6 protein-coding genes are annotated in these 7,385 nt (G+C 64.1%); all 6 read right to left on the bottom strand.

Annotated elements, in window-relative coordinates; translation table 11 throughout:
- Positions 1-165 precede the first annotated feature (165 nt).
- The 6 genes from DSD28_RS14790 to DSD28_RS14765 all read right to left on the bottom strand — a co-directional run bounded on the left by DSD28_RS14790 (position 166) and on the right by DSD28_RS14765 (position 7,314).
- Positions 166-1,311, bottom strand: coding sequence for an iron-containing alcohol dehydrogenase (locus tag DSD28_RS14790; RefSeq protein WP_119257161.1), 1,146 nt, complete (start codon positions 1,309-1,311; stop codon positions 166-168).
- Between the two features lie 5 nt (positions 1,312-1,316).
- Positions 1,317-2,696 (bottom strand): aldehyde dehydrogenase family protein, encoded by a 1,380-nt coding sequence (locus DSD28_RS14785; protein WP_119257160.1) that lies wholly within the window; start codon positions 2,694-2,696, stop codon positions 1,317-1,319.
- A gap of 161 nt (positions 2,697-2,857) precedes the next feature.
- Positions 2,858-4,228, bottom strand: a complete 1,371-nt coding sequence (locus tag DSD28_RS14780; protein WP_162911408.1) for a glutamine synthetase family protein — start codon at positions 4,226-4,228, stop codon at positions 2,858-2,860.
- A gap of 71 nt (positions 4,229-4,299) precedes the next feature.
- On the bottom strand, positions 4,300-5,352 hold the full coding sequence (locus tag DSD28_RS14775) for a TRAP transporter substrate-binding protein (RefSeq protein ID WP_119257159.1): 1,053 nt from the start codon (positions 5,350-5,352) through the stop codon (positions 4,300-4,302).
- Positions 5,353-5,479: 127 nt separating this feature from the next.
- Entirely contained in the window at positions 5,480-6,808 is a 1,329-nt protein-coding gene (locus tag DSD28_RS14770) for a TRAP transporter large permease (RefSeq protein WP_119257158.1), read from the bottom strand.
- Positions 6,805-7,314 carry a TRAP transporter small permease subunit gene (locus DSD28_RS14765; protein ID WP_119257190.1) on the bottom strand — a complete coding sequence of 170 codons (510 nt, stop codon included), beginning with the start codon at positions 7,312-7,314 and terminating at the stop codon, positions 6,805-6,807. The genes DSD28_RS14770 and DSD28_RS14765 overlap by 4 nt, the downstream gene beginning before the upstream one ends.
- Between the last annotated feature and the right edge of the window lie 71 nt (positions 7,315-7,385).

The following is a 7,385-nucleotide window of genomic DNA, read 5'->3' as shown; positions in this document are numbered from 1 at the left end:
TCAGGCCCGGAAGGACCAACCGCTCTGCGCATCGTCACCAAGGTGTTGCGATCACCCAAATGACAAACGAGGCCGGATCATCATAACCGATGATCCGGCCTCGTAATGTATAAGCCCGGAAAAACAACGTTTTCCGGGCCTCTGTAACTTGTTAACGGTAAGAAATCAGATGCACTCGATGAAGAGCTTCTTGGCCGCATCGAGCGTCAGCTCCACCGGATTGCCGCCGGCCGTCGGGTCGACGATGGCCATGGCGGCCATCTCGTCGATGCGGTCCGTGCCGACGCCGAGCGCAGCGAGCTTGTCCGGCACGCCGACCTCTTCGCGCAGGCGCAGCACATAGTCGAAGAAGCCGTCGAAACCGCCAGCGATGCCGAGATAGGCGGCGGCGCTGGCGATCCTCGCCTCGATGGCCGGCCGGTTGAAGGCCAGCACTGGCGGCATCACGACGGCGTTGGTCATGCCGTGATGCGTGTTGTAGATCGCGCCGACCGGGTGCGACAGCGAGTGGATCGCGCCGAGGCCCTTCTGGAAGGCGACGGCGCCCATGGCGGCGGCCGACATCATGTTGGCGCGGGCCTCGATATCCGTGCCGTCCTTGTAGGCGCGCGGCAGGTATTCCTTGACGAGGCGCATGCCCTCGAGCGCGATGCCCTGGCTCATCGGATGGTAGAAGGGCGAGGAATAGGCTTCGAGGCAATGGGCGAAGGCGTCCATGCCGGTGCCGGCGGTGATGACCTTCGGCATGCCGACCGTCAGCTCCGGGTCGCAGATCGTCACCGAAGGCAGGAACTTCGGATGGAAGATCACCTTCTTGGTGTGCGTCTCGGAATTGGTGATGACGGAGGCGCGGCCGACTTCCGAGCCGGTGCCGGCCGTCGTCGGCACGGCGACGATGGGCGCGATGCCGTCGGAATTGGCGCGGGTCCACCAGTCGCCGACATCCTCGAAATCCCAGACCGGGCGCGTCTGGCCGGCCATGAAGGCGACGGCCTTGCCGAGGTCGAGACCGGAGCCGCCGCCGAAGGCGACGACGCCGTCATGGCCGCCGGCCTTGAAGGCCTTCACGCCGGCTTCGAGGTTCCTGTCGGTCGGGTTCGGATCGACCTCGGCGAACATCGCCCGGCCGAGGCCTGCGGCCTCCAGGATGTCGAGCGCGTTCTGCGTGATCGCCATGGTCGAGAGGCCGCGGTCGGTGACGAGCAGCGGCTTTTTCATGCCGACCGCCTTGCAGTGGTCGGCCAGTTCCTTAATCCGGCCCGCGCCGAACTTGATCGCGGTCGGGTAGCTCCAGTTGGCGGTGATGGTCATTCTGTTCAAGCTTTCCTGAAGTGGTAGGATTTCGGACGGGTAAGGTTGTGGAATCCGATGACGGAGAGCGAGCCGCCACGGCCCGTTTCCTTGACGCCCGTCCAGCACAGCGCCGGGTCGAGATAGTCGGCGCGGTTCTGGAAGACGGTGCCGGTTTCGAGGTCGCGGGCGATGCGGGCAGCCCGTTCGCTGTCCTTCGTCCAGAGCGAGACGGTCAGGCCGTATTTGCAGTCGTTCATCAGGGCGAGCGCTTCCTCGTCGCTCTTTACCTTCATGATGCCGACGGCCGGGCCGAAGGTCTCTTCCTTCATGAATTCCATGGAGTGATCGACATCGACGAGGATCTGCGGCGCGACATAGGCGCCGCCGTCATCGGCCGGGAAGAGTTTCGGGTCGACCAGCGCCTTGGCGCCCCTGGAGACCGCATCGGCGATCTGCGAGCGCACGGTCGCGGCGAAGCGCTTGTGCGCCATCGGGCCGAGCGTCGTTTCCGGATCGAGCGGATTGCCGAGCTTGTAGTTGGAGACCCAGGCGACGGACTTCTCGACGAAGGCGTCATAGAGCTTCTCGTTGACATAGATGCGCTCGATGCCGCAGCAGCACTGGCCCGAATTGTAGGTCGCGCCGTCCATCAGCGTGTCGACGGCGGCGTCGAGATCGGCGTCCTCCATGACATAGCCCGGATCCTTGCCGCCGAGTTCGAGGCCAACCGGCGTGAAGGTGCCGGCGGCGGCGCGCTCGATGGACCGGCCGCCTTCGACGGAGCCCGTGAAGTTGATGAAATCGAACGAGTTGGCGGCGATCAGCGCCGAGGTCGTGTCATGGTCGAGGAAGACGTTCTGGAAGACGTCCTCCGGCACGCCCGCCTCGTTGAAGGCGCGCACCAGCCTTTCGCCGACCAGCAGCGTCTGCGCGGCATGCTTGATGATGACCGTATTGCCGGCCATCAGCGCCGGGGCGATCGTGTTGATCGCCGTCATGTAGGGGTAGTTCCACGGCGCGATGACGAAGACGACGCCGTGCGGCTCACGCTCGATGCGGCGCTCGAAACGGTCGCTCTCCTCGATGACGATCGGCGCAAGCGAGGAGCCCGCGATCTCGGCGACATAGTTGGAGCGCTCGTTGAAACCCTTGAACTCGCCGCCGTAGCGGACCGGACGACCCATCTGCCAGGCGATTTCCGGTACGATCTCGTCGGCCATCTCGTTGACGCGGGCGACGCCCTTGAGGACGAGCTGGATGCGCTCTTCCAGCGGGCGCTTCGCCCAGGCCTTCTGCGCTTTCTTCGCACGGGCGACAGCGGCCTGCGCGACGGCCAGCGGCATCGCCTCGCGCTCGGCATAGACCGAGCCGTCCACGGGGGATATGCATTTGATCACAGTCATGATCGACTTCCTGTTGGTTCTATCGGAATTTCAGTCTCTGGCGCTCGGCCGCCCCTCATCCGCCATGCGGCATATCCCTGACCGAACCCTTTCGCAGGCCGGGTCCCCTCTCCCCGCTTGCGGGGAGAGGGTCAGTGTGAGGGGCAGTTCCCGAAACGCTTCTACGCCCTCTCGAAGCCGCGCGCCACCTCCCAGTCGGTGATGCGGCGATCGTACTCTTCCTGCTCCCATTCGGCCGCGCGGACATAGTGATCGACCACGTCGTCGCCGAAGGCGTCGCGCAACATCTCCGACCCCTTCAGGGCCGCAGCCGCGTCGCGCAGCGTCTTGGGAATCTCGCGAATGTCCTTGCCGCCATAGGCGTCGCCCTCGAAGGGCGCTTCCAGCTCGAACTTCCCCTCAATGCCTGCGATGCCGGCGGCCAGCAGCGCCGCCATGGCGAGGTAGGGATTGAGGTCCGAGCCGCCGACGCGGCATTCGATGCGGATGCCCTTCGTGCCCTCGCCGCACAGGCGGTAGCCGGCCGTGCGGTTGTCCTTGCTCCAGATCGCCTTGGTCGGTGCGAAGGTGCCCGCGACGAAGCGCTTGTAGGAGTTGATATAGGGCGCGAGGAAATAAGTGATCTCGCTGGCATGGGCGAGCAGGCCCGCCACATACATGCGCATCATCTCCGACATGCCGTATTTGGCCTCCCTGTCGAAGAACTTCGCTTCCTTGCCGTCGAGGCTCCAGAGCGACTGGTGGATATGCGAGGAGGAGCCGGCGGCGTTGTAGTTCCACTTGGCAAGGAACGTCACGGCCTTGCCGCGCTGCCAGGCGATCTCCTTGGTGGCGTTCTTGATGATCGAGTGCCGGTCCGCCATGGTCAGCGCCTCGGCATAGCGCACGTTGATCTCTTCCTGGCCGGGCGAGGCCTCGCCCTTGGAGTTCTCGACCGGAATGCCGGCGCCCTGCAGCCCGTTGCGCAGCGCGCGCATGACATCCTCTTCCTTGGTGGTCTGGAAGATGTGGTAGTCCTCGTTGTAGCCGCTGGCCGGCTGGAGGTCGCGGTAGCCGCTCTCGCGGGCATGGTCGTAGGTCTGGTCGAACAGGTAGAATTCCAGTTCGCTCGCCATGAAGGGCTTGAGGCCCATCGCCTCGAGGCGCTTGACCTGCTTCTTCAGGACGGCGCGCGGCGAATGCGGCACCTCTTCATGCGTGTGATGGTCGAGCACGTCGCAGAGCACCAGCGCCGTGCCCTCCAGCCAGGGAAGCTTGCGCAGCGTCGAAAGGTCGGGCTTCATCGTGTAGTCGCCGTAACCTGCGGACCAGCCCGTCGACTTGTAGCCCGGCACTGTTTCCATCTCGATATCGGTCGCCAGCAGGTAATTGCAGCTATGCGTTTCCTCGTAGGCGCCCTCGACGAAAAACTGCGCGTGGAAACGCTTGCCCATCAGGCGCCCCTGCATGTCCACGAGGCATGCCAGAACGGTGTCGATGCGGCCCTCGGCCACATCCTTCTTCAGGTCATCGAATGTATAGGTCACGGTCATCGGGGTGGTCCTGCGGGGTTATGGCGTCGTACCGGACCGGGCCGACAAGGGCCCGGTCCGAAGTCGTGGCGTCAGCCGTTGACGTAGGGCGGGCCGGCCTTGTTGATCACGCCGTTATAGTCCTCGAAGATCTTGACGACCTTGGCGGCCGTCTCGCTCTGTTCGGCGATCTCCTTCCAGAAGACCTTGGCGGCGTCCTCGACGACCTTCCATTCCTCGGTCGGAACGCTGGTGAGCTTCAGCTTCGTGCCTTCGGCGCGCAGCTTCGCCTCGCCGCCCCAGTACCACTGGTCGCGGTAGTTGTTGCCGGCCTCGATGGCGGCCATGACAAGCTTCTTCAGGTGGTCCGGCAGCTCGGCCCACTTCTTCTCGTTGACGAAGAACGAGCCGATCCAGGCGCCCGAGATGTTGTTGGTCAGGAAGTGGTCCGTCACATCGGCCCAGCCGACCGTGTAGTCCTCGGTGATGCCCGACCAGGCCATGCCGTCGAGCTCGCCGGTCTGCACGGCGACCTGCGCGTCCTCGTAGGGGATCGTGACGGGCACGACGCCGAACTGGCTGAGGAAGCGGCCGGCCGTCGGGAAGGTGTAGAGGCGAAGCCCCTCCAGATCCTTGACCGAGGTGATGGCCTTCTTGGTGTTGAAGTGGCACGGATCCTGACCGGAAGACGACAGCCACACGACGCCGCCGACCTTCTCGTAGGACGAGCGCCAGATATCGGCGAGGCCGTACTGCTTGAACAGCACCGGCACGTCGAGGATCTGCTTGGTGGCGAGCGGGAAATAGCCGCCGAAGGTGGCGACATCCGCCGGCGAGGCCATGGAATCGTCATCAGAATGCACGGCGTCGATGGTGCCGGCCTGGAGCGCGCGGAAGAGCTCGCCCGTCGGCACGATCTGGTCGGCGAAGTAGAGCTCGATCTCCAGCTCGCCCTTGGCGGAGGCGTTGATCGCATCGACAATGGGCTTGGTGACGTGCTCGCCGAGCGCGGCGCCCGCATAGGTCTGGAAGCGCCACTTGATGGCCTCCTGGGCCCTCACGATGGCGGGCGCGGAAAGCGTAGCGGCACCGGCTCCGATCGTAACCGCCCCGGCCCGCGTCAGAAATTGCCTTCTATTGGTCATATCTCTTTCCCTCTGGTTCGTTTTCGCATCTGCCCCGGAACGGCCGTTGCTTCCGGCGGCATGGTCTTCTTTTCTTCTGTGCGGCCTCATGTGGCTGCCCCGGCGTCTGCCGCCGGGGCGGTATTCGTCATTGCCCCTTGGCGTAGAAGTGCTCCGGCAGCCATGTCGCGATATCCGGGAACAGGCCGATGATGAGCAGACTCACGATCATGATGCCGACGAACGGCCAGATCGACGCATAGATGTCCCGCATGGTGATGCCGGGCGGCGCCATGGCGCGCATCATGAACAGGTTGTAGCCGAAGGGCGGGGTGATGTAGGCGATCTGGCAGGTGATCGTGTAGAGCACGCCGTACCAGACAAGGTCGAAGCCCAGCTTCTGCACCAGCGGAATGTAGAGCGGCGCCACGATGACGAGCATCGCCGTGTCGTCGAGGAACATCCCCATGATGAGGAAGGAGAGCTGCATCAGCACCAGCACCTGCCAGGGCTCGAGGCCGAGGTCGCCGAGGAAGAAGCGCTCGATGGACTTGACCGCGCCGAGACCGTCGAAGACGGCGCCGAAGCAGAGCGAGGCGATCAGGATCCACATGAACATGCAGCTGATGCCGAGCGTCTTCTGCAGAACGTCGCTCCACAGCCGCCGCGTCAGGCGGCCGCGTTGCCAGGCGACCAGCGCCGAGGAGATCGCGCCGATCGCCGAAGCCTCCACGAGGCTGGCGATGCCGCTAAGGAACAGCCACATCATCAACGTGAAGATGCCGAGCGGAAGGATGCCGGCGGTCAGAAGCCTCAGCTTCTCGCCCATCGGCACCTTGCGGTCCTCCGCCGGCAAGGCCGGCCCGAGGGACGGATTGATCCGGCAGCGGACATAGACGTAGATCGCCATCAGCGCCGCCATCAGGAGGCCCGGGAAGACGCCGGCGAGCCAGAGCTGGCCGACCGGAACGCGGGCGATCATGCCGTAGAGCACGAGCACGATGCTCGGCGGGATAAGGATGCCAAGCGTCGAGCCGCCCTGCACCACGCCCGTCGTCATCACCTTGTCGTAGCCGCGGCGCAGCAGCTCCGGCAGCGCGATGGTGGCGCCGATCGCCATGCCGGCGACGGAAAGGCCGTTCATCGCCGAGATGATGACCATGAGGCCGATGGTGCCGAGCGCGAGGCCGCCGTTGATCGGCCCCATCCAGACGTGGAACGCCTTGTAGAGGTCTTCCGCGATGCCCGATTCCGAGAGCATGTAGCCCATGAAGACGAACATCGGCACCGTCAGCATCGGGTACCATTTGACGAGCTTCATGGCGGAGGCGAAGCCCATTTCCGAGCCGCCCGTACCCCATAGCAGGAAGGCCGCGACGACGCCGACGAAACCGATGACGGCAAAGACGCGCTGCCCGGTGAGCAGCAGCACCATCATGCCGGCGAACATCGTGATTGCGATGAATTCATAGCTCATGCGATGGGCCTTCCCCGCAACTCGGCGATATCCTTGAAGAGCGAGGAGATGGCCTGCGCGAGCATCATCACGACGCCGAAGGTCATCACGATCTTGATCGGCGCCATATAGGGCGCCCAGGCGGAAAAGCTCTTTTCCTTGAACTGGATGGCATAGGTCGTGCTAGCGATGCCGCCGAACAGCATGAAGCCGAGGAAGACGATCAGCGCGATGGCCGTGACCGAATCGAAGGCCGCGCGCCGGCGCACCGACCACTGGCTGTAGAACAGGTCCATGCGGACATGGTCACCCGTCTGCATCGCGAAGGCGCCGCCCAGCATATAGTAGGCCGCCATGGTGAACTGGGCGGATTCCAGCGTCCAGTTGGCCGGCAGATGGAAGGCCTTCGAGACGGATGAATAAAGCAGGATCGCGAACATCGCGAAAATCAGATACATCGCAAAAATACCGACACGCCGGTTGAACGTGTCGACGAAACGTACATAGCTCTTGATGAAATCAGGCATGACCGTTGCCTCCCTTGGCAGCGGCGGCATCAGCCGGGCCGGACCTCCGATAAATCAACGCAAGCATCCGC

It is taken from the genome of Shinella zoogloeoides (assembly GCF_003574625.1).
Lineage (GTDB): Bacteria > Pseudomonadota > Alphaproteobacteria > Rhizobiales > Rhizobiaceae > Shinella > Shinella zoogloeoides_A.
Note: the sequence above shows the minus strand (reverse complement) of the source record. Positions and strands in the feature narration are given on the sequence as shown.